Raw genomic sequence first — 18588 nt, forward strand, 5'->3', positions numbered from 1 at the left:
AAACCTCTGCGCCACCCGCCCGAGGGCCGACACAAAGGCCCTGCAGCAGCGTGCGGCAATACGCAAAGCCGCCACCATCAGTGCGTAAGCAGCTGATGCCGGCGGCCTGATTCAGCAAGCAAGGCAATGCCAGCGGCATTACCCCAAGCGCTAGATGGAGGGATCCTGGCGGGGGTTGGCGTTCGAGGTGGAACCACGTTTAGCGGAAGCGCTGCCCTTGCCCTTTTTCCCAGCCTTAGGACGTGCCGCCGAGGTGCCAAAGCGGCGCACCAGGTAATACGCGATCCAGCCTCCGGCAACGGCACCGATCACAACGCCGATCAGGGCACTTTTCACGTGCCCGGCCAATAACCCTAGCGCCGTTACAATAATTGCCGGCGCAATGCCTGAATAGCTTTCGATATCCACCGACGCGGGGCTGCTGAAGTACCACGGCATCCAAATCGCCCCCGCCACCAGACCAACAATTGTCCAACGCAGTATTCGTGGCAGGAAACCAATGGCAAAATAACCCGCGCCCAGCACTACCAGAGAAAGAACGGCGTAATAAAGCCACAGCTGCGGCAATGAGTTTGAAAACATTAGCGGATCTGCTCCAGTACCCTGGGCCTGCACACAGCGAAGCCCCTAGTGTGATTTAACGTGTTTGACATGCCATCGGTAAGACAGGCATCGCCGCTCTACCGCCACCATTGTATTAAAGATTCGTCTCTATGAAACCATCGTTGCCACCTGCATCACTCCACGATCATCCGATCCGCTCGCTTGTTGCGGCCCACCAACGGGCCAGCGATCCCCACTGGTTGTGGCTTGAACAGCGCGATGATGCGGCGGTACGCGACTTTCTAAAGGCCGCCAATAGTGCCAGCGATGAATGTCTGGCACCGCTGGAACCGCTTGCTGATGAGCTTTACAACGAGCTGTTGACGCGTCAGGAGCTTGCCAGCGAGAGCCTCAAGACGCCGCTGGATGCGTTTGTCTACTGGACCTCGATTGGCGCAGACGACGACTATCCGGTCTGGAAGCGTCACCCTATCGACGCGCCCGACAAGGTCGAGGTGCTGCTCGACATGCAGGCACTATCGCTTCAGTACGACTATCTCGACGTCGGTGAAATGGCGATATCTCCCGACGAATCGCTGCTGGCCTGGACCCTCGACCCGCGCGGCGATGAGCACTATGACCTGTACATTCAAGCGCTACCCGATGGCACGCCACGCTGTGTGGTGAAGGCGATGGGCGGCGAGGTGGTGTGGGCCGAAGACAACCGCACACTGCTGTTCACCCGCCTTGATGCCAAACAGCGCAGCGACTCGGTGTGGCTGTTCGACATTCAGACAAGCAAAGAGACGCTACTGTTCCGCGAGTCCGACGATGAGTTTTCGGTGGGCGTAGGTAAAACTCGTTCCCGCCAATGGCTGGTCATCGAAAGTGTGGCGAAGGAGTCGTCGGAAAGCCACCTGCTCGATGCCCGCGCGCCCCACTCGCCGATGCAGTGCGTAAAAGCACGTCGCCCGGGCGTCGAATACAGCCTCGACCACCGTCCGGGGGTGTTCTATTTGCTGCACAATGCCACGCATCCGCACTTCCAACTGGATATTGCGCCAGAAGATGCACCCTCTAATTGGCAAACGTGGTTAGAGGCGCGTGACGATACCACCCTGGAAGGCATCGATGCCTTTAGCTGGGGGCTGGTGATCAGCGAGCGCGATCACCACATCGCCCAGCCGCAGCTGCGTATGCTCGAGTGGGCACAGCCACTCGACCCGGCCACGACGGCTGCGCCGCAAGCGCTGTACGACTACCACACCAACTGCTTACGCGATCAGCGGCTGCCCTTATCCGAAGCGCCTTCCAGCGTGGCATTGGACGACAGCGTTCGTTTCACCGCCCGCACGCTATGGCTCGATGAGGAATCCTTCGTTACCCCACCGCGTTGCGTGGCCTACGATATTGATAGCGGCGAGCGCACGCTGCTGAAGCAGCAGCCGCTGCACGGTGACGTGCTGCCTGAGCAACTGGTGACGCAGCGTCTGTGGGCCACCGCCAGCGACGGCGAACGTATTCCGGTATCAGTGGTGATGCATCGCGATGCGCAGGCTCAGCAGCGCCCCTTGCCAACACTGCTGTATGGCTATGGCGCCTACGGCGATCCGCTCGACCCGTGGTTCTCGGTCAGCCGTTTAGCGCTCCTGAAGCGCGGCATTGCGTTCGCTGTGGCCCATGTGCGCGGCGGCGGTGAGCGCGGCGAGCCTTGGTACCACGCAGGTAAGCTTGAACATAAAGAGCGTAGCTTCAGCGATTTCCTTAGCGCCCGCGAGGCGCTGATCGACGCCGGTATCAGCGCTGGCGATCGCGTTGTTGCCGCTGGAGCCAGCGCCGGAGGTTTGTTGGTGGCGGCTTGTCTTAATCGCGCTCCCGAGGCGTTTTGCGGAGCGCTGCTCGATGTCCCTTTCGTCGATGTGCTGCGCACCATGCAAAACCCCGAGCTGCCGCTTACTACCGCGGAATACCAGGAGTGGGGTAACCCCGCGCAGCCCGCTGCGCTGGCGACCATTTCGAGTTACTCGCCGCTTGATAACCTGAGCGCCCAGCGCTACCCCGCGCTCTATATCCAAGGCAGTTGGCATGATGCCAGAGTGCCCTACTGGGAGCCCGCCAAGCTGTTCGCACGCATCAACCAATTGGGCTGCGCAACAGGCCCCGTCACACTGCGCACCGATTTGGAAGCCGGTCATGGCGGCGTGGCTGGACGCTATGCCGCGTGGCGAGACGGAGCGCGACAAGATGCCTTCGTGGTATGGGCACTGCTCTATCAGCAGCGCTAGTGCGCCGAAGACTATTGCGGCCGGCGGCTGCACTCGAGCGAGCCACCCCAACACGATGTGCAGCGCATTTACACAACTTAAGGGTATTCGATGCGGCACCATTAACGTATCCTTCACCCCACGCTTCGACGTCAATCCAGAACGGCATCAGCATCGTTTTCTGAATAGGGAACGCCGAACGTCATCCAATAATAGAGAGAGAGGCGTTACCCGACGCCGCAGGAGTTATTCCCCCGATGTCACATGAAGGCCCCGGACTGGTTGAACTGCTTACCCTTGAGCCGCTGGAAGTAAATTTGTTTCGAGGCCGCAGCCTCGATCTTGGCCTCCCCCAGCTGTTTGGCGGTCACGTGCTAGCGCAGGCGCTCACAGCTGCCAATTACAACGTTTCTCGCGAGCGTGTTGTTCATTCGCTGCATGGCTATTTTTTGCGTCCCGGCGATGCCAGCCATCCGGTTGTTTACCAGGTTGATCAAACCCGCGATGGTGGCAGCGTTTCTACACGCCGCGTTACCGCCATTCAGCACGGCAAGCCAATCTTCTTCTGCAGCGCGTCTTATCATGTGCCTGAAGAAGGCTTCGAGCACCAGATTCCGCAGCTGCCCGAGAGCATTCCTAGCCCTCAGGAACTGCTCGATCAGGGCCGCGACACCCGTGTTGAGCGGGTCCCCTTGATCCCCCTGGACATCCTGCGCTGGGAACAAACGCCCGAAGAATCACATCAATCGATCTGGTTCAGGGTGCGCGGCGATGCGCCCAAGGATCCGGTATTGCACCGTCAGATTCTTGCCTACGCGTCAGACCTTGATTTGCTGGCTACCTCGCTGCTGGAGCACCATGCTATTCCGCAGCGCGATGCACGCGTCGCCACCATCGACCACTCGGTCTGGTTCCATCAGGATCTCGATCTGACCGAATGGCATTGCTATCGCATGTATAGCCCGTGGGCAGGCAGCGCGCGTGGCCTAAGTCGCGGCGAAGTGTTCAACCAGCAGGGCCAACTGGTGGCCACCACCATGCAGGAAGGCCTGATTCGCCCGGTTCGCAAGTAAACAAAGCGCCCAACAGCGCCACGCACAAGGCCCGCTTATCTGCTAGATAAGCGGGCCTTGTGGTATGAGGCAATGCACCTACTCACGCAGAATGGCAATAATGTGGTCGTCGTAATCTTCTTCGTCGACCTCACGCTCAGAAACCGCCATGCCGCGAACGCTGATGCCTTTTTTATGCATGCGCTGCGCGCTGCCCGCGATCAACGGGTGCCAGCCTGCCAAGCGACGCCCTTCTGCCAAGCGCCGATAAGCGCAACTGCCGGGCAACCAATCGAATTGGGGAAGGTTATCGAGGGTGAGCTGAGTGCAACCCGGTACCTTGTCGAAGCGATTGGGATAATCACTGCACCGGCAGCTCTCGGTGTCGAGCAGTTGGCAGGCAACGTCAAGCAGCGCTACTTCACCGCTGTCGGCGTCTTCAATCTTGACCAGACAGCAGCGCCCGCAGCCATCGCAGAGTGCTTCCCACTCCGCGGAAGAAAGCTCATGCAGCGTAAAACGCTCCCAAAAGCGTTCACGCAGTGCGCCTGCTTCCACCATCCTAGTAACGGCCCTCAGTGGGCGTACGATAAAGGTCAAGCATATAGGCCTCGCGCTGCGGCGGCATCTGCAGATAAAACCCTTTCTCGCGAATGCCCGCCATCACTGAGGCAGCGTCGGCCCGCGCCAGCTTGCGCTCAGCGCTAAGCACCACCACCATCACCGCTGACGGCGTACCAAATTGCGCCAACAGCGCTTCGGGCACCCGTGCAAGATCTTCGCGACGGTCGACGTACAGGTAGGTTTCTGCCCGCTTTGGGCTTGCATACACCTGACACAGAATGCGGTCAGTCATGAGCGTTGTCCTGTTGTATTACCTGGCGCAGCTCAGCGTCGAGCAACTCACCACGCCAACTGCCCAAGCTGGTCTGGGCAACACTACCGTCATTATCAGCCTGAATAAACCGTTCGATATCACGTCGGCTTGCCAGCACCTCAGGACTAATGCCTAGCGCCTCGGCGCGCCGCTGTACGGCCCCTTTCAGACGCTTCAGGAGGCTTCGGTAGTGCGGCGTTACCGGCGACAGCACGCCTGGCAGCGGCGTTGTGTCATCGCGTGCGTCCGCTACCAATGCCAATAACGTGGCGCCATCGCGCTTTATCACTGCGGGCCGCAGCTCATCTACCGCGGCCAGTTCGGCCTTGTGACGTGGCATCTTCTCGGCAATCGCTAGCAATACGCGATCAGCGGCCAGCCAATTGCGCGGGATATCACGCGCCCGTGCCTGCTGTTCGCGCCACTGACACAGCCGCTGGTAAGCGGCCAATGCGACCGGGGATAGTTTCCAGGCATTGCGATTGCGGCGGAAATAATCGGCGTAATCGTCGTGTTCACGGGCAGTGTCGATCAATCGCTGGCAATCGCTTTCCAGCCATTCAAGCCGTCCCAGCGTTTCCAGCTGCTGGCGCTGCTGCGCCCAGATACGCGGCAAATACAGCACATCGAGCGCCGCATAGCGACACTGCCGCTCGCTAAGCGGACGAGCCAGCCAGTCCGAACGCGTGGCGTCTTTCTCCAGTTCGATGTCGAGGCGCTCGGCCACCAACCGCTGGTAGCCCATCGCGGCATTATCGGAACACAGCGCCTGCGCATGCTGGGTGTCAATCAGCGGCTCGGGCAAAACGCCCACCCACTGCTGCAATACTTCGAGGTCTTCACTGCACGCGTGAATCAGTTTTAGCGGGCCTTCACGACCAAACAGCCGCTGCAGCGGCTCGGATGTTTCGAGCGCCAGCGGATCGATCAACCACACGTGCTCGCCGTCGCTCAGCTGTACCAGCGCCGGAATAGCGTGAAAGGTAGTTTCGCGGCGGAACTCGGTATCAACGGCCAGCACCTCGCACTGCGCGAGCGCCTCGCAGCACTTATCAAGCGCCGCCTCATTATCTACCCAGGTGATTGGTAGCGCCTGCATGTTGCCCTTCCACGCTGTTACGGGGCGGCCGCACGCTTGGCGCGACAGCCTGCCAGATAAATAAAAAGGCGCAGTCATAACAAAGGCTGCGCCATTGATGCCCCCTGCTACCCGAACGCTACTGCGACGAATACGGCAGGCGGCCGGTGAAGGCACGCGCCAGCGTGCCGCCATCGACGTATTCAAGCTCTCCGCCCAACGGCATGCCATAGGCAAGTCGCGAACAGTTAACGCCATACTGCGTTAACAGCTCCGAAATATAGTGGGCCGTTGCTTCACCCTCGACGGTGGGGTTGGTGGCCAGCACAATCTCGGTAAAACTGCCCTGCGCGACTTGCTGTTCAAGCTGATCGAGGCCTATCTGATCCGGCCCAATACCATCCAACGGCGACAGATGCCCGTGCAGCACGAAGTAGCGCCCGCGATAGCCGCCCGCTTCCTCGATCGCCAGCAAATCAGCAGGCGATTCAACGATACACAACAGCTGATCGTTGCGACGCGGATCGCTGCACTGTTCGCAGCACTCATGCTCAGTGAGGTTGCGGCAGCGCTGGCAATAGCCTATGTGCTCCAACGCCTCGGCCAGTGCGCTGACGATGCGCTCGCCGCCCACGCGATCGCGCTCAAGCAGATGCAGCGCCATTCGCTGCGCCCCCTTTGGCCCAACACCAGGCAAGGTGCGCAGCGCCTCGGTCAGCTTTTCAAAAAGCGGAGAAAGCGCCATTAGAACGGCATTTTGAAGCCGGCCGGCAGGTTCATGCCCTCAGTGGCTTCCGACATTTTCTCTTTGGAATTCACTTCGACCTTGTGCACCGCATCGTTGACGGCCGCTGCCAGCAGGTCTTCGAGAAATTCCTTCTCTTCCGACATCACCGATGGATCGAGCGAAATGCCCACGACATCGTGGCGGCCGTTCATGCGCACCTTGACCATGCCTGCGCCCGACTGCCCTTCTACTTCCTGCTGGGCAATCTCTTCCTGCACCTGCTGCATTTTTTCCTGCATTTGCTGGGCCTGCTTCATCAGGCCACCCATGCCGCCTTTGAACATGGAAACTCCTTGGGTAAAACAAGTGGTCGATTTTCTTCGTCGGAAGTTGGTGACCGACGAAGTTACTAGTGTGTGTTCAGCATTAAAGCCCGCGCCTTCGAGCTGAAGAAGGCTTATCCAGCGGACGAGTCAGCTTCGAGCGACGTCACGCTCTCATTGAGCAATTGAGCGCCGAACTGATCCCTGAGCATCTGAATATGAGGGTCATTGTGTAGCGCTTCAACTGCTCGTGCGCGGCGTTCTTGCAGCAAGCGTTGGCGTTTCGAATGCGGCGTTTCGATATCAGCAGCAATGTCGCCCGCCACGATGGTGACTTTGCGCTGAGCGCCCAAGCGTGCCAGCTCGCTCTCTAGCCGGCGCGCGTGAATTTCAGCGTTCATTGCGGCCTGCGACGGCGCCAACCGCAATTCGAGATGCTGATGTTCATCTCGCTCTACTGCGCAGTTGGCGATCAGGTTGCCGGTAATACCGCCCAGACGGATATGCGGGAACGCGTCTAACCACACCGCTTGATCGATCACCACGCCATCAGCAAAGCGATAGCTCGAGGCAGTCTCGGCCTCTGATGGGCTAGCGCTATCCGCTGCCAACGCGTTGCGATCAATGGCATCATCGTCCAGCGCTTGAGAAAAGGCTTCGCTGACATCGTTGGAAGGCTCCAGCGCGGCGTATTCCGCATAGCTATCGTCTTCATCATCGGCGTCGCTATCGTCGCTGCCGTAAGAGAGGCCCTGTCCATTCGCCCCTGCTCCTGCTACAGCGTTCGAGGCTGGCGACAGCTCGGACGACTGGCTTTCTTGCGAAGGCGGCTCGGTTGGGCGGGCGTCCGCCAGCGCTTGCTCAGCGGGCTGGTGCGCTTGCGAAGGCTGCTCGTTGGGGCGGGCGTCCGCCAGCGCTTGCTCTGTGGGCTGGTGCGCCTGAGAAGGCTGCTCAGTTGGCGCTTCGGGTTCGCCGGATGGATGTCTTGACGGCTCATCCGTATTAGCCGGAGCGGCGGCTTCAGTGTCCGGCCTGGCCTGCGAGGCGGCAGCGCTGTCCGATGGCACGGACGACTCGCTGGCAGACTGATCCCAGGGTGGCGGCGCTACCGTTGAGCGGTGAGGCGCTGCTGAAGATCCCGCGTGATTGGGCGCTGGCTCGGCAGCGGCTGCGCCATCGCTAGGCGGCTGATGGCCACTCGCTGCCGAGAACTGTGCGGCAGCGGGCGGCGTAGGCTTGGCGGTCTGTGCGGGCGAAGCATCAGCAGGCGTCTGGGAAGGTGCTGAGCTGGCGGGCGCTGAAGCTGCCGAACTGCCGGCCGGCGCAGGATCATCGCTATCCTGGCTGACGCCACCGCTGGCGTGACCGGTTGGAGTTTGCCGCTCACTACCACCCCGCAGAGGCAGGGCCACTTCAGGAGGCCGCGGGATGCCCTGCGGACGGAATGCCAGCATTCTTAGCAGCGTCATTTCGAGCGCTGCACGCGGCTCTGGCGCGTTAGCCATCTCGTTACGTCCGCCCAGCGCGATCTGGTAATAAAGCTGCACATCTTCGGCGGTAAATTGCTGAGCCAAGGCCACAACGCTATCGCGATCACCAAAGCCATTATCGAGTGCGTTAGGCACCATTTGCGCCACCGCCAAGCGATGGAATAGCCCCGACAGCTCATCGAGCACCGCTGCAAAATCGGGCGCCTGTTCGGCCAGACGCGCTATTTCCTTAAGCACCGTTGCGGCATCGAGCTGCGCGATTGCCTCGGCCAGCCCAACAATATAGCGGTGGTCCAGCGTGCCCAGCATGGCCCTGACGTCGGTTTCGCTGATATTGCCTTGTCCGAACGAGATCGCCTGATCGGTCAGCGACAGCGCATCGCGCATCGAGCCGTCGGCAGCACGCCCCAGCAGCCACAGGGCTTGCTCGTCGAACGACACCCCTTCAACGCCGAGGATATGGGTCAGGTGGCCCACCACTTGCTCGGGCGGCATCGCTTTCAGCGCAAACTGCAAACAGCGCGACAGCACCGTAACGGGAAGGCGCTGCGGATCGGTGGTGGCGAGCAGAAACTTAACGTGGGGGGGGGGCTCTTCCAGCGTTTTCAACAGCGCATTGAAGCTGTGCGATGACAGCATGTGCACTTCGTCAATCAGATAGACCTTGAAGCGTCCCTGCGTGGGTGCGTATTGAACGTTATCGAGAAGCTCACGGGTGTCTTCTACCTTGGTGCGCGAGGCAGCATCGACTTCGATCAGATCGACGAAACGGTTTTCATCAATCGCCTTGCAGGTGGCGCATTCACCGCAGGGGGTCGAACTAACGCCCTGTTCGCAGTTCAGGCACTTGGCAAAAATACGCGCGATAGTGGTCTTGCCCACCCCGCGTGTGCCGGTGAACAAATACGCATGGTGCAATCGCTCTTGGTCAAGCGCGTTGACTAGGGCTCTGGCAACGTGATCCTGACCCACCAGTTCGTGAAACGTGCGGGGCCGCCACTTGCGGGCCAATACCTGATAGCTCATGAAAGGGTTACGAATCCTTGACCGCTGAAATCGAAGCTCGCGCGATGGCGAAGTGCTCATATAGTAGCGCGTTAGGCACTGCCTGCGCGAACCTGATATCGATGCTCACGCCACAGCCACTGCCATAAGGTGCCAAAGCACGCACGAACCACTACCTTCACGGAGAAATGAAGCGAAAACAGCGCAGCACGCCACACGCTGACGCTAGCAACGGCGACAAGTAAAACGGGAGGGAGTGCAAAGGAGGGGCACTGAAAAGCGCAGCGTTGCCCTGAAATGGAGGCGGCCCCTGCCAGCCACATCCCGGCACACGGCTCCATCGCTACCGTTGCTCCCTTCCGGGCCTGGCGGGGTTTGCGATTTCGCGTTGCGGGAGGACCGACAAGGGCCACCATAACCTGAGATAAGCCTTTTAAATCATCGTGTTGGATGACACTGCCGACTCAGTAGGTGCAACATGTTAGCAACTGAATGGCCACACAGCAAGCAGCGATCGCGCTAAGTGTTACGACACCACCCTAACAGCCCGGCACTCGCTTCTTCTTTCCCTCACACCAAGCGAGTGGCACGCGTATAATCGGCAAGCAAACGGCCGCTCGACGCTCCTCTTATTTCACTGCGGCTTTTACCTACTGCGGAACCTGACATGCCCGATCTTTCGATTAGCTCTCCTTTGGTACGTGTCGATCAGCTACTGGTCGAACAAGGCCACGCACGCTCGCGCACTCGCGCTCAGCGCTTGATCAAACACGGTCGTGTGAAGCTAGTGGAAGAAGGCACTGATCGAAAAATCGACAAGCCCAGTGAGAAGCTGCCCAATAACAGCCGCTTCGTAATCGAAGAAGACCCTGAAGAACGCTATGTATCGCGCGCGGGCCTCAAACTGGAGGGATTACTGCTTAGCCAACAGCTGCGCCTCGATCATCAAACCCTGCTCGATATTGGCCAATCCACCGGCGGATTCAGCGACTGCGCCCTCGCTTTCGGCGCTGCGCGCATAGTAGGCGTTGAGGTGGGCCACGCTCAGCTTGATGAGCGGTTGATGCAAGATGATCGAGTGGTTTGTCTGGAGGGAATCAACGCCCGCGCACTGCCCGATGAGCGGCTGATGCAGTGGGCGCCCAACGGATTCGACGGCGCATTAATGGACGTATCGTTTATTTCTCAAACGCTGATCTTGCCCGAACTGGCCCGACTCCTGCCCTCGGGTGCCACGCTGTTTAGCCTGGTAAAACCACAGTTCGAGCTCAGTCGTGATGAAATAGATCAGCGCGGCCTGGTGCGCGATCAGGCCGCACACAACAAGGTCGAGAAGAAAATCAGCCAGGCGCTGGAAGATAACGGGTTCGACCGTATCACCTGGCAGCCCAGCGTGATCACCGGTAGCGATGGCAATCAGGAGTGGATGCTAATGGCGGTGAAGCGCTGAGTCAGCGCTATTGACTGCGCCGCGCGCCCTGTTCGTTACCGGCCTCGAAGAAAAGGTCCCCAGCGGAGTATAGGGCTGCAACAGCGGCCTAAACCTCGCTGGCTTCGAGGGAAAGCACTCGGCAGCATACGGAAGGGACACCCTGCCGAGTGAAGGACTGGGCACCCCGCCGAGTGAAGCACTGAGCGCCCTGCCAACTCCATTTCGAGCACCCCGCCAAATTCAGCAATAGCGCGCTCTAGGCCAGGGCTTCACGGGTGAAGTACGCCGCTCGCGTGACAATCACAGTCGCTGGCGTGCTCTTCCCCCTCCACTTGCAGGGTGGCATGGCCAATCCCGAAGCGCTGCTGCAGCTCTCGCGATGCCCGTTGTAGCACTTCATCCCGCAGCGTATCGCTGCTAACCGCCAAATGTGCGCTAAGCATCACTTCTCGCTCGGTAAGCCCCCACAAATGCAGATCGTGGACACCTGTGACTCCCTCCAGTTGCTCAAGCGCTTCTCGCACTTCTGCCGAATCGATATTCTCCGGCGTGCCTTCCAGCAACAAATGGCTGGCGCTCTTCAGCACCCGCACTGCACCGCGCAGAATCAGCACACACGCCAACAGTGACAGCAACGGATCGGCGGCGGTAAATCCTGTCAGCATAATGATAATCGCCGCTGCGATGGCGGCCACCGACCCCAGCAAATCGCCCATGACGTGCAATGCTGCGCCACGCATGTTGAGGTTGTGCTTATCACCGCCTTCCAGAATCCAGAACGACAGCGCGTTCACGCATAAACCGATGATCGCCACGACCAGCATCGAGTTGGCGGCTACGTCTTCCGGAAAGATCACGCGCTTGATGGCTTCATAGCCAATTGCCAGCGACAACAGCACCAGCACTAGCCCGTTACTGAAGGCGGCCAGTACCTGCATACGCTGATACCCATAGCTGCGTTTACTGTCGGCCGGACGCCTGCCCAGCCGGAAGGCCGCCAGCGCCAGCCCTAGCGAGAACGCATCGCTGAGCATATGGATACCGTCCGACACCAGCGCCAGCGAATTAGCCGTAAGACCGACGATGATCTCGACCGCCATGAAAATGCCGGTAATCGCCAGCGCAATCATTACGCGATGTTCGCTGTCCTTGGTGACATCGTGAACATGACCGTGATGATGACCATGACCGCCATGCGCGTGATGCGCATGGCCACTGTGCCCGTGCGCATGGTGTTCATGCCCTGCGTGGTCATCGTGATGGTGCGGATGGCTATCCTGTCGATGACGGTTAGGCTCGCCGGGCGTTTGATCGAATGAATTGCTCACCACCCCACTCCTTTTCCTGACAGCCCTCGTCCAATAGCGGGCTGTGCTCAATAATAGTTGGCAATTGATAACGCGAAACCTGCGCCTTGCGTATTTGACGTGTACGATAGAGACATTCAACAGGCTGTAACCACTTTAGGGTCAACATTTAGCGCCCAATTCAGGTTTCGAGGAACACATCATGGCAGGCTGCTTAATCCACTCATCGATGCGAATAGGTGAACTCGCCGAGCACGCAGGCTGTGCCGTCGAAACCATCCGCTACTATGAGCGAATAGGCCTGCTTCCCGAAGCCCAGCGCAGTGCGTCCAACTACCGCCTGTACTCGTCTTCGCACGCCGAGCAACTATGCTTCATTCGACGCTGTCGTTCGCTGGACATGTCGCTCGATGAAATTGCCATTTTGCTCGACTTGCGCAGAAGCGGCGGCGGTCATTGTCAGGAAGTGGAACACGTGGTCAGCAACCATCTTGGCCACGTTCAAGCGCGCATTGAAGAGCTTGAGCTATTGCGCGATCAACTAGCCGACATACGCGCCTGTTGCGGAACAGAACAAGACGGTGAATCATGCGCAATACTTACTCGGTTGGAGCACCACGATGTCGACCAGCGTGGCACCGCCGATTCTTCCCAAACGGCTCATATTGACGGCGCGCATTAGGCTCTCCATGAACGAATACCGATGCCATCGCTATCAACATATTGTGTCAGCGCCAGAAGCCGCCCGTGCTACACGTGCCGCCGAAAGCTCGCTCAAGCGGGGATCCTATCCGCTGCTGGCGCTATTAATCTGTGCCAGCACGGGGCCGGTAAAGCACGCCATCGCCGATGAAAGCGCCGATGTATCTTCGCAACAGCTCTCTGAGCAGGCGCTTGACCATGCCATGCAGCTTGAAGCCGAGTCGAACGCTAACCCGCTAGCGATCTCGACCTATCGCCTTAACTATGCGCTACCCATCGCCCATGACACCAAAAAGCCGCGCATGAGCGAATACCGTGCCGCGGGAAACAAGCATCCCGAGCACACCGAAATAAAGTATCAGATCAGTCTGAAGGTTAATCTTGCCGACAACCTGTTCCACAACAACGGTGACCTGTTTCTAGGCTATACCCAATTTTCACTGTGGCAAGCCTACAACACGCGCGACTCGGCCCCCTTCCGCGAAACCAACTACGAGCCTGAACTGTTTTTGCGGTTTACCAACCACCAAAACTTCTGGGGCTGGACCAACACCCTCAACCAGATTGGCCTTATTCACCAGTCCAACGGTCGCGGCGGTGAGGAAAACGACGACACCAACTCAGCCTCTAGAAGCTGGAACCGTATCTACGCGGAAGCGGTTTTTCAGCGCGGCAACTGGACGCTCTCGCTGATGCCGTGGTGGCGCATTCCCGACTCCAAAAAGCATGACCACAACCGCGATATCGAAAAATACATGGGTTACGGTAAGGTGGCGGCTATCTATACCACCGCCAATAACCATGAAATTTCGTTGGAAGCCAAGGGCAACCCTTTCCACGGCAATTACGGGGCGGAGCTCGACTACACCTTCCCGCTTACTGAGCGCCTGCGCGGCATGGTGCAGTACTACCATGGCTATGGCGAAAGCATGATCGATTACGATCGCAAGGTGAATCGCTTCGGGCTTGGGGTGAGCTTTAATCCCTATCTGCCCGGAACGGCTGAGTCATCGCGTGTCGGGCGCATCGGTTCAGGATACGACGACCCCGCGCTAAACGATGGTGCTACCGCCGTCGATGCGGTGCGTGGTCAACACTTGAGTCAGATCGACCGCGTACGTGCCGCCCGCAGCTACTTCGAGGCGCGTGCCAACGAAAATCCGCTGTCGCTATCGACATATCATCGCAACTACATCCTGCCGATCGCCTCAAACACCGATTCGGTGGATAACCATGACTTCGCCGTGGTGTCGCCCAACAGCCACCCAAACCACAACGAGGTTAAATTCCAGCTCAGTATCAAAGGGCGCTTGTTCCACAATATCTGGCGTGACAACGGCGATATCTACATCGCTTACACGCAAAAATCGTGGTGGCAGGCCTATAACTCCAAAGCCTCTTCGCCCTTCCGCGAAACCAACTACGAACCCGAGCTGTTCGCAGATTTCACCAACGGCGATACCTGGCTAGGCTGGACCAATATCACCAACCGCTTCGGCTTCGTGCATCAATCCAACGGGCGTGCGGACCCCATTTCACGCAGTTGGAATCGCCTTTATGCCGAGATGATTCTGGTCAACGGCCCGTTTCAGGCCAGTATCAAGCCGTGGTGGCGTATCCCTGAATCGAGCCACAGCGACGACAATCCAGACATCGACAGCTACCTCGGTTATGGTCAACTGTCGCTTACCTATACTCACGGAAAGCAGGAAGTTTCTTACGCGGTTACCGGCAATCCCGGTAAGGGCCACTTTGGCCATCAGCTCGAATACAGCTTCCCGCTATGGCATCGCATCAACGGCTTCCTCCAGTACTACAACGGCTATGGCGAGAGCATGATCGACTATGATCGGCGCGTTAACCGCATTGGTGTCGGCGTCAGCTTTAACAATATCGGTCTGGGCGACTAGCCATCAGGGCCAATCAGCCTCGCGCGCTTCAGCGACACCGCTCGGCCCTCGCGTTGATGCGCGTTCTGATCACCCGGCCGGGTTACCTATGCCGCCAGCGACGGCACCACAACCTCCCCAGCAGGCTATCGCCCACGGTCGAAGTGTCTCGCAGTCCTGGGCGATAACCCGTGCCATGCTGCATAAACGCTTTATTGTGTTGATCATTCAGCTTTTTTTTCCTAATCTTTAAAGCCCTACTACTTGTCTTTGGAGGACAGGAAACATGGCTTCTAAAAAGGATTTTGAAGACGTCAAACAGCAAGGCGAACGCTCTCGCCGCCAACTCGAGCAGGATCTGCGCGAGCTGTCTGATACAGTTGAAAAGTTTCTGAAGTCCAGCGCCGAAGACTCAAGCGAACAGCTCGATGAGATTCGTGAAGAAGCCGGCTCTCGTCTGGAAAACGTCAAGGCGCGCTTGGCCAGCTATGGCGACGAATTCAAGTCACGTGTTCAGGACGGCAAGGAGTACTTGCACGAACACGGTCGCGATGCCTTCGACAGCGCTGACAGCTATGTTCGCGAGAACCCGTGGCGCAGCATTGGTATCGCTGCAGCGGTAGGCGCAGTATTCGGCCTGCTGGCAGGCCGCCGCTAATGCCGCAGCGCTCTGGCCCTGCCGCATCAGTGCTGGGCAGCGTACGCAAGCTATTCACATCGCTGCTGAGCGCTGGTGAAACGCGCCTGAAATTGGTCATTGTCGAGCTTCAGGAAGAGCGTAATCGCTTCTTCTCACTGCTCATTACCGCCATGGTAGCGCTGCTAATGGCTGCCTTTGGTATTGGTATGCTGGTGCTGTGGGTGGTCGTGTATTTCTGGGATACCCACCGCTTGCTGGCAATCGGTTCAGCGGCCGGCATTCTGCTGGTGCTGGCGATTATTCTTGGCCTGCGCGTCAAGTACGTCGCGAGCCGTCCCACCCTTCTGCGCTCAACATTGGAGCATCTGGGAGAGGACCGCGAGCAGCTCGAAGACCGTGTCGAAGAACACGCGATTGGTCGTCGGCTGGAGAAGGAGGCTGACTGATGGCAAAGCCCCCTTCTCTCAAGAGCAGACGCCGCGAGTTGGAAGAACGCATCAAGCGCGAGCGGCAGGCCATTCAGCGAGCCGGTGACGAATGGCTTGCGGCCACCGCCTCATTTGATCGCGGTATCGGCAAGCTATCGGCACTAAAAGTGCCCGCTGCTCTGGTTGGCGGCGTGTTTGCGCTAAGGCTGATTAAAAAGCCTGGCAAACTGATCAAGGTTGCACGTAAAGGATTGGGGCTCTACACCCTGACCCGAGGCGTGCGCAAAATGATCAAACAAGCGCGCTAACCCTCGCTCCCAGCAAAAAACCTCGGCAGTTCAGCTGCCGAGGTTTTTTTATGGCCGACGAAAACGCCCCACTGACGCACTAGGCGACGTTGCCGCACGCCACCCCTGATGACCATGCCCACTGGAAATTATAGCCGCCCAGTTGGCCGGTAACGTCGAGCACCTCACCGATAAAATAGAGCCCCGGAACCGCGCCCACACTCATGTCTTTCGACGATACCGCACGCGTATCAATCCCTCCCAGGGTCACCTCGGCGGTACGCCATCCTTCGGTGCCCGCGGGTTTCAGGGAGAAATGATTCAAGCACTGCGCCAGCGCTGCCACTGTGTCGTTGCTCCACTGGGCGGCAGGATGCTCGCTATCGAGGCTCAAGGTACTGCTGCACCATTGCGCCAGGGCCTGAGCAAGCCGTTTGGGCAATCTTTCTCCTAGCCACTGACGCAGCAGCTTACGCGGCTCGCTGGTACGCAATTGCGCTAACGCCTGCTGCGCATCGAGGCCATCAAGCCAATCAATGTGAAGGCTATCGCCGGGCGTCCAATGGGTGGAACTCTTCAGCATTACGGGACCGGATAGCCCACGATGCGTAATCAGCAGCGGCTCACGATAGTAGGCGTCATTGCAACGCACCGAGACAGGCACCGAAATGCCTGCCAGTGGAGTGAAGAACTCCTTCCAGCCCGCCGTCAGCGTAAACGGCACCAGTGCCGGACGTGTCGGCAGAACCTCGAGGCCGAATTGGCGGGCCAGCTCGTAGCCGAAACCGGTTGCGCCCAGTGTTGGTATCGACAGTCCACCGGTTGCTACCACCAGCGCCTCGCAGCCAAGCGTGCCGCGACTGGTAGAGAGCGTGAAGCCCCCTTGCTCACGCGCAGCGACCGCGTTGACCGACGTCGATAGCCAAGTGGTGACACCCGCCCATTCGCACTCGGTTTCAAGCAGCGCTACCATCGGCTTGGCGGAATCGGCGCAAAACAGTTGGCCAGGCGCTTTCTCTACATAGTCAACGGCGTGACGCTCAACCAATTCGAGGAAGTCGCGCGGCGTGTAGCGTTTTAACGCGGAGATACAGAAATGCGGATTGGCGGAAAAATAGTGTTCCGGAGCCGCATCCATATTAGTGAAGTTGCAACGCCCGCCGCCCGACATCAGTATTTTCTTGCCCGCTCGCTTAGCGTGCTCAATGACCAGTACGCGCCGCCCACGATAGCCAGCCGTCGCCGCACACATCATCCCAGCGGCCCCCGCACCAATCACGATAACGTCCCACTCACGCTGATCAGAGGGGGAATTCAGGTTGGAGGCTAGGTGATGCTCGGTCATGACGGCTCTACTGGCGATAAAATGTAGCCGCGATGATAGAAAATTAGCGCGACAAAGGCGAACCCAATCCCAGCATTCATCATCGCCATAACGAAGAAGGCCCGCTCCCGAATAGCCGGGGCGGGCCTTCTACTGCGCTTTAGCTTAAGCGATAGCGCCGAGTTTACTTGGGCTCTACGTGACCACCGAACTGGTTACGCATGGCCGACAGCAGCTTCTCACCGTAGGAGTTGCCGCTGCGCGAGCGGAAACGAGTGTAGAGCGACGCGGTGAGCACGTTGGCCGGTACGGCTTCTTCGATAGCCGCCTCAATGGTCCAACGACCTTCACCGGAATCGCTCACCTGACCGGTGAATTCATCAAGATTGACGTCGTCTGCCAGTGAGATGGAAATCAGGTCGAGCAGCCAAGAAGATACGACGCTGCCACGACGCCATACCTCTGCGATATCGGCCATGTCGAGATCGTAGCGCAGGTTGGCAGGCAGGCTGTCGAGGTTTTTGTTACGCATGATATCGAAGCCTTCGGCGTACGCTTGCATCATGCCGTACTCGATACCGTTGTGAACCATCTTGACGAAGTGCCCAGAGCCAACCTCACCGCAGTACAGGTAGCCATTAAGCACGCGCGGATCGCGGTTTTCACGGCCAGGCGTTTTGGGGATATCGCCCTCGCCCGGTGCCAGCGTAGCGAAGATTGGATCGTGACGTTCGAAGACGTCCTTGTTGCCACCGATCATCATGCAGTAGCCGCGATCCAGACCCCATACGCCGCCAGACACGCCCACGTCGAGGTAGGAAATGCCTTTCTTGGCGAAGGATTCTGCGCGGGCTACATCGTCCTTGTAGAACGCATTACCACCCTCGATCACTGTGTCACCCTCATCAAGCAACTCTTCGAGCACCTTGATGGTGGAGTTAGTGATATCGCCCGCAGGAAGCATCAGCCAAATGGAACGTGGTTTGGGAAGTGACTGCACCAGTTCTTCCAGCGTGGCAGCGCCCTGGGCGCCATCTTCAGTGAGCTGTTTCACTGTGTCCGGGTTAGCATCGAACACTGTACATTCGTGACCGTGCTTCAGCAGGCGGCGAGCGATGTTGCCGCCCATTCTTCCCAGACCAACGACTCCGATTCTCACGACTCTCTCTCCTGATTAGCGAGGGCGCAGCGCCCGCAACCTCGGCGTGTGTGCGCAAAAT

18 protein-coding genes and 1 other RNA gene are annotated in these 18588 nt (G+C 58.7%); 8 read left to right on the forward strand and 11 right to left on the reverse strand.

What is annotated here, in order from left to right; genetic code table 11:
• Positions 1-150 precede the first annotated feature (150 nt).
• Positions 151-582, reverse strand: a complete 432-nt coding sequence (locus R84865_RS06490) for a hypothetical protein (protein WP_435639155.1) — start codon at positions 580-582, stop codon at positions 151-153.
• A 131-nt stretch (positions 583-713) separates the two neighbouring features.
• Here R84865_RS06490 and R84865_RS06495 point away from each other — a divergent pair, with 131 nt between their 5' ends.
• Both R84865_RS06495 and R84865_RS06500 read left to right on the forward strand, forming a co-directional pair.
• Complete coding sequence (locus tag R84865_RS06495) at positions 714-2828, forward strand: S9 family peptidase (protein WP_435639156.1); 2115 nt, start codon at positions 714-716, stop codon at positions 2826-2828.
• Positions 2829-3064: 236 nt separating this feature from the next.
• Positions 3065-3880, forward strand: a complete 816-nt coding sequence (locus tag R84865_RS06500) for an acyl-CoA thioesterase (RefSeq protein WP_435632699.1) — start codon at positions 3065-3067, stop codon at positions 3878-3880.
• Between the two features lie 78 nt (positions 3881-3958).
• Here R84865_RS06500 and R84865_RS06505 read toward each other — a convergent pair whose 3' ends face one another.
• The 7 genes from R84865_RS06505 to ffs all read right to left on the reverse strand — a co-directional run bounded on the left by R84865_RS06505 (position 3959) and on the right by ffs (position 9764).
• The gene (locus tag R84865_RS06505) at positions 3959-4420 is read right to left on the reverse strand and encodes a YcgN family cysteine cluster protein (protein ID WP_435632700.1); all 462 of its coding nucleotides are present in this window, start codon (positions 4418-4420) and stop codon (positions 3959-3961) included.
• A 1-nt stretch (position 4421) separates the two neighbouring features.
• Positions 4422-4715 carry a YcgL domain-containing protein gene (locus tag R84865_RS06510; RefSeq protein WP_435639157.1) on the reverse strand — a complete coding sequence of 98 codons (294 nt, stop codon included), beginning with the start codon at positions 4713-4715 and terminating at the stop codon, positions 4422-4424.
• Complete coding sequence (rnd, locus tag R84865_RS06515; RefSeq protein WP_435639158.1) at positions 4708-5835, reverse strand: ribonuclease D; 1128 nt, start codon at positions 5833-5835, stop codon at positions 4708-4710. The genes R84865_RS06510 and rnd overlap by 8 nt, the downstream gene beginning before the upstream one ends.
• 118 nt (positions 5836-5953) lie before the next feature.
• Positions 5954-6559 carry a recombination mediator RecR gene (gene recR, locus R84865_RS06520; protein ID WP_435639159.1) on the reverse strand — a complete coding sequence of 202 codons (606 nt, stop codon included), beginning with the start codon at positions 6557-6559 and terminating at the stop codon, positions 5954-5956.
• The gene (locus R84865_RS06525) at positions 6559-6885 is read right to left on the reverse strand and encodes a YbaB/EbfC family nucleoid-associated protein (RefSeq protein ID WP_435632704.1); all 327 of its coding nucleotides are present in this window, start codon (positions 6883-6885) and stop codon (positions 6559-6561) included. The genes recR and R84865_RS06525 overlap by 1 nt, the downstream gene beginning before the upstream one ends.
• Positions 6886-6998: 113 nt before the next feature.
• Complete coding sequence (gene dnaX / locus R84865_RS06530) at positions 6999-9380, reverse strand: DNA polymerase III subunit gamma/tau (protein WP_435639160.1); 2382 nt, start codon at positions 9378-9380, stop codon at positions 6999-7001.
• 287 nt (positions 9381-9667) lie between these two features.
• Positions 9668-9764: signal recognition particle sRNA small type (gene ffs / locus R84865_RS06535), an RNA gene on the reverse strand.
• 262 nt (positions 9765-10026) lie between these two features.
• Between ffs and R84865_RS06540 the strand changes: the two genes are divergently transcribed.
• Positions 10027-10809, forward strand: a complete 783-nt coding sequence (locus R84865_RS06540; RefSeq protein ID WP_435639161.1) for a TlyA family RNA methyltransferase — start codon at positions 10027-10029, stop codon at positions 10807-10809.
• Between the two features lie 251 nt (positions 10810-11060).
• On the opposite strand, the gene R84865_RS06545 is transcribed toward R84865_RS06540, so the two are convergent.
• Positions 11061-12119, reverse strand: a complete 1059-nt coding sequence (locus R84865_RS06545) for a cation diffusion facilitator family transporter (protein ID WP_435639162.1) — start codon at positions 12117-12119, stop codon at positions 11061-11063.
• 181 nt (positions 12120-12300) lie between these two features.
• Between R84865_RS06545 and R84865_RS06550 the strand changes: the two genes are divergently transcribed.
• The 5 genes from R84865_RS06550 (at position 12301) to R84865_RS06570 (ending at position 16065) form a co-directional block, all read left to right on the forward strand.
• Positions 12301-12780, forward strand: coding sequence for a Cd(II)/Pb(II)-responsive transcriptional regulator (locus tag R84865_RS06550; protein ID WP_435632708.1), 480 nt, complete (start codon positions 12301-12303; stop codon positions 12778-12780).
• Entirely contained in the window at positions 12719-14710 is a 1992-nt protein-coding gene (locus tag R84865_RS06555) for a phospholipase A (RefSeq protein WP_435639163.1), read from the forward strand. The genes R84865_RS06550 and R84865_RS06555 overlap by 62 nt, the downstream gene beginning before the upstream one ends.
• Before the next feature lie 265 nt (positions 14711-14975).
• Positions 14976-15347, forward strand: coding sequence for an ElaB/YgaM/YqjD family protein (locus R84865_RS06560; RefSeq protein WP_435632710.1), 372 nt, complete (start codon positions 14976-14978; stop codon positions 15345-15347).
• A complete protein-coding gene (locus R84865_RS06565; RefSeq protein ID WP_435632711.1) occupies positions 15347-15775 on the forward strand; it encodes a phage holin family protein in 429 nt (142 codons plus the stop codon). The genes R84865_RS06560 and R84865_RS06565 overlap by 1 nt, the downstream gene beginning before the upstream one ends.
• Positions 15775-16065 carry a YqjK family protein gene (locus R84865_RS06570; protein WP_435632712.1) on the forward strand — a complete coding sequence of 97 codons (291 nt, stop codon included), beginning with the start codon at positions 15775-15777 and terminating at the stop codon, positions 16063-16065. Before R84865_RS06565 ends, R84865_RS06570 begins: the two co-directional genes overlap by 1 nt.
• A gap of 79 nt (positions 16066-16144) precedes the next feature.
• Here the strand turns inward: R84865_RS06570 and R84865_RS06575 are convergent, their stop codons facing one another.
• Together R84865_RS06575 and gnd are read right to left on the reverse strand one after the other, a co-directional pair.
• Positions 16145-17389: a BaiN/RdsA family NAD(P)/FAD-dependent oxidoreductase gene (locus R84865_RS06575; protein WP_435639164.1), complete on the reverse strand. Its 1245-nt coding sequence runs from the start codon at positions 17387-17389 to the stop codon at positions 16145-16147.
• Positions 17390-17552: 163 nt separating this feature from the next.
• Complete coding sequence (gene gnd / locus R84865_RS06580) at positions 17553-18527, reverse strand: phosphogluconate dehydrogenase (NAD(+)-dependent, decarboxylating) (RefSeq protein ID WP_435637891.1); 975 nt, start codon at positions 18525-18527, stop codon at positions 17553-17555.
• Positions 18528-18588: the final 61 nt, after the last annotated feature.

The sequence above is a fragment of the Carnimonas bestiolae genome (assembly GCF_051251145.1).
GTDB classification, from domain to species: domain Bacteria; phylum Pseudomonadota; class Gammaproteobacteria; order Pseudomonadales; family Halomonadaceae; genus Carnimonas; species Carnimonas bestiolae.

Bases quoted from the DNA above. Each gene is read 5' to 3' on its own strand.
- R84865_RS06490 (WP_435639155.1), bottom strand. From the start codon at position 582: ATGTTTTCAAACTCATTGCCGCAGCTGTGGCTTTATTACGCCGTTCTT.
- R84865_RS06570 (WP_435632712.1), top strand. From the start codon at position 15,775: ATGGCAAAGCCCCCTTCTCTCAAGAGCAGACGCCGCGAGTTGGAAGAA.
- rnd (WP_435639158.1), bottom strand. From the start codon at position 5,835: ATGCAGGCGCTACCAATCACCTGGGTAGATAATGAGGCGGCGCTTGAT.
- R84865_RS06540 (WP_435639161.1), top strand. From the start codon at position 10,027: ATGCCCGATCTTTCGATTAGCTCTCCTTTGGTACGTGTCGATCAGCTA.
- R84865_RS06505 (WP_435632700.1), bottom strand. From the start codon at position 4,420: ATGGTGGAAGCAGGCGCACTGCGTGAACGCTTTTGGGAGCGTTTTACG.
- R84865_RS06560 (WP_435632710.1), top strand. From the start codon at position 14,976: ATGGCTTCTAAAAAGGATTTTGAAGACGTCAAACAGCAAGGCGAACGC.
- R84865_RS06500 (WP_435632699.1), top strand. From the start codon at position 3,065: ATGTCACATGAAGGCCCCGGACTGGTTGAACTGCTTACCCTTGAGCCG.
- R84865_RS06525 (WP_435632704.1), bottom strand. From the start codon at position 6,885: ATGTTCAAAGGCGGCATGGGTGGCCTGATGAAGCAGGCCCAGCAAATG.
- R84865_RS06565 (WP_435632711.1), top strand. From the start codon at position 15,347: ATGCCGCAGCGCTCTGGCCCTGCCGCATCAGTGCTGGGCAGCGTACGC.
- R84865_RS06550 (WP_435632708.1), top strand. From the start codon at position 12,301: ATGGCAGGCTGCTTAATCCACTCATCGATGCGAATAGGTGAACTCGCC.
- R84865_RS06575 (WP_435639164.1), bottom strand. From the start codon at position 17,389: ATGACCGAGCATCACCTAGCCTCCAACCTGAATTCCCCCTCTGATCAG.
- recR (WP_435639159.1), bottom strand. From the start codon at position 6,559: ATGGCGCTTTCTCCGCTTTTTGAAAAGCTGACCGAGGCGCTGCGCACC.
- R84865_RS06510 (WP_435639157.1), bottom strand. From the start codon at position 4,715: ATGACTGACCGCATTCTGTGTCAGGTGTATGCAAGCCCAAAGCGGGCA.
- R84865_RS06555 (WP_435639163.1), top strand. From the start codon at position 12,719: ATGTCGACCAGCGTGGCACCGCCGATTCTTCCCAAACGGCTCATATTG.
- dnaX (WP_435639160.1), bottom strand. From the start codon at position 9,380: ATGAGCTATCAGGTATTGGCCCGCAAGTGGCGGCCCCGCACGTTTCAC.
- R84865_RS06495 (WP_435639156.1), top strand. From the start codon at position 714: ATGAAACCATCGTTGCCACCTGCATCACTCCACGATCATCCGATCCGC.